Origin of the sequence: Phormidium pseudopriestleyi FRX01, assembly GCF_017313335.1 — a bacterium.
Lineage (GTDB): Bacteria > Cyanobacteriota > Cyanobacteriia > Cyanobacteriales > Laspinemataceae > Laspinema > Laspinema pseudopriestleyi.
Genome location: NZ_JAFLQW010000038.1, coordinates 1 through 2,897, shown reverse-complemented (window position 1 = coordinate 2,897; position 2,897 = coordinate 1). Strand labels below are relative to the sequence as shown.

Annotated in this window: 2 protein-coding genes; one reads left to right on the top strand and one right to left on the bottom strand. The window is 44.9% G+C overall.

Annotation, left to right across the window (positions count from 1 at the left end; translation table 11 throughout):
- Window positions 1-41 precede the first annotated feature (41 nt).
- Window positions 42-1,193 carry a 7,8-didemethyl-8-hydroxy-5-deazariboflavin synthase subunit CofH gene (cofH, locus tag J0895_RS01405; RefSeq protein ID WP_207086361.1) on the bottom strand — a complete coding sequence of 384 codons (1,152 nt, stop codon included), beginning with the start codon at window positions 1,191-1,193 and terminating at the stop codon, window positions 42-44.
- 556 nt (window positions 1,194-1,749) lie between these two features.
- Between cofH and J0895_RS01400 the strand changes: the two genes are divergently transcribed.
- Window positions 1,750-2,754, top strand: a complete 1,005-nt coding sequence (locus J0895_RS01400) for a glycosyltransferase (protein ID WP_207086360.1) — start codon at window positions 1,750-1,752, stop codon at window positions 2,752-2,754.
- The last annotated feature ends 143 nt before the right edge of the window (window positions 2,755-2,897 follow it).

Here is a 2,897-nt window from a genome sequence, read left to right as displayed (position 1 = left end):
TGCCCACCCTACTCTCTTTTAACTCTGGCTGTCATATTTTTTTAAGAGTAAACTGGGGCAGTTATGGGGTGATAGAGGGTATCTCGTTGTTGGTAAGGGCGGTTAATTCCGGTAATCGCCGATCGCAGGGTTTCTGGTTCCATACAGCTTCCCCCTTTCGCACCGGCCATAGTGGTAATATGTTCCTCCATTAAGGTGCCGCCAATATCATTGCATCCCCAGTTGAGCGCTGTTGTTGCACCGTCTAATCCGAGTTTTACCCAACTGGGTTGATGATTGGAAATCCAGTTGCCAAGGAAAATCCGGGAAACCGCAGTTAGGAGTAAAGTATTAGCGAGAATGGGTTGATTTCGACCGACGCGACTGCGCAAGGGAGCGGGGGCTTGTTCTCCTACAAAAGGGAGTAAAATAAATTCGGTAATTTGGGCGCGATAGTTGCGATCGCAGGCAGTTTTTTGGAGCGATCGCAATTTTTCCAAATGGTCGATTTGTTGCTGCGGTGTTTCAATATGTCCGCACAACATCGTGCTCGTGGTGGGTAATCCCAAACGATGGGCTGTACTGACAATTTCTAGCCAAGTTTCGCTATTAATTTTTTCGGGACAAATAATATTTCGGATGCGATCGTCCAAGACTTCCGCAGCAGTTCCCGGCATAGAACCCACTCCCGCCTCTTGCAACGCGGCGATCGTCTCCTCATACGTTATCTGGTCTTCCCGGGCAATAAACTGGACTTCTTGGGGAGAAAAAGCGTGCAAATGCAAATGAGGAAATTCATCTTTAATCGTCCCCACCAGCTTCAAATAATAGGGCAAGGATTTCCCATCAATTTTAGCTTCCAAATGCAACCCACCCTGCATACAAATTTCCGTCGCTCCCCGTTGCACCGCATCCGTTGTTTTTTCCAGAATTGTTCCCCAATCTAACCAAAAAGCTCCCACTTCATCAGCATCGCGACGAAAGGCGCAAAAACTACAATGTTGCTCGCAGATGTTCGTAAAGTTAATATTGCGATTAATCACGAATGTCACCGTATTGCCGGATTGTTTCTGCCGGAGTTCGTCCGCAACCTGGGCAATGGCGGTTACCAGTTCAGGGTCGGTTTGCTGGAGCAAAATCGCTGCTTCTGCTGGAGAAATATCGGTTCCTTCTAAAGCACGGGATAGGATTGAATCAACAGTTTTTAAAGTCATGGTATTAAGGTTCGTTAACAAAGAAAAATTCTATACTTAATCGGAAAAATATTTTCTATTTGTTTATAATCCTGTCTCATTCCGCCTGGGGTCTTGGCTCAATTAATTCTCTTAAATAGCAGTCATTTGGTCTTGAACTGATGTCCTTTAAATGCAGGATTTTTCGGTCGCAATTTTAGAAAATATTTCCTAAAGTCTCGATTCAGTCTGATATTCCCCAGGACAAAAAACTAAGAGGTTGCCTAGACTGGCTGCTTTCACGGCAGTGGGTTGTGAAAAAACAGTTTCTTATTGTATCGTCGTCCTCGTGAAGAGTAGCCAGATGCTACTGGAAGGTAAAATTGTGATGAGGGTAGACTGGGGGGCGAGTTTCCCAAAACATGACATGATGATATGGGAATAAAATTACAGATCCTTTCAAAAACCCCAGCAAGGCGTCATAATAGATACTTGGTCCTTGGGGTTCGATATTCCTGTAATCCAGATTGATTCCACTTGCTCATCGATTTTACCACTAAGAGAAAATCCCACTATTGAGTTTAATTATTACAGATAAATGGAAATTTCACCCGCTTTGCACCCTTCCCACATCGAATCGGCGCTTTCCCCCCTAGATGTATCCGTCGTTGTCCCCATTCACAACGAGGTTGAGAGTCTGCCGCACCTGATCAGCGCGATCGCCCAAGCCCTGAGTGACGCTCAACTCAATTATGAACTAATCTGCGTAGATGATGGCTCCACCGATAGCTCCACTGAAGTCCTCAAACAAGAAGCACAAAAGCGAAATGACCTAGTAGCAGTGATTTTGCGCCGGAACTATGGACAGTCGGCGGCAATGGCAGCGGGATTTAAGTCGGCGCGATCGCCCATTATTGTCACCTTAGATGGGGATTTGCAAAATGACCCCGCCGATATTCCTGAACTGGTGATGAAGTTAAATGAGGGATATGATCTCGTCAGTGGTTGGCGTAAAAATCGTCAAGATGCGGCCCTCACTCGCTTGCTTCCTTCTAAAATTGCCAATGCCATGATTGGCAAAGTCACCGGGGTGAAATTACACGATTATGGCTGTTCTTTGAAGGCATACCGTAAGGAAATTGTAGCCGACATGAATCTCTACGGAGAGTTACATCGGTTTTTACCCGCATTAGCATTTATTGAAGGAGCAAGAATTATTGAAATTCCAGTCCGTCACCATGCTCGTCTCTATGGTAAAAGCAAGTACGGATTAGGCCGAACAATTCGGGTTTTGATGGATTTGTTAACGGTTTTCTTTATGAAGAAATTTCTCACCCGTCCGATGCACGTCTTTGGAGGATTTGGGATTATTTCTATGGTCTTGGGCTTTCTGTTAGGATTGTATTTAACCATTCTCAAACTCGGATTTGGGGCAAGTATTGGCGATCGCCCCTTACTTATTTTGTCCGTAGTTCTGCTTTTAGCTGGGGTACAATTGTTTAGTTTTGGCCTGTTAGCCGAATTATTGATGCGAACCTATCATGAATCTCAACAACGCCCAATTTATCGGATTCGTGAAGTCATCGAACCCGCGCCACGATAACAGATTGCTCAACAAAGTAAATGCTTCTAGGGACAAGAAACCGGGTTTCTAGCGTAAATTTGTGGCTCATTCCTAGAAATAGTTGGAAGAAACCCGGTTTCTAACCTTTACGGGGACAAGAAACCGGGTTTCTAGCGTAAATT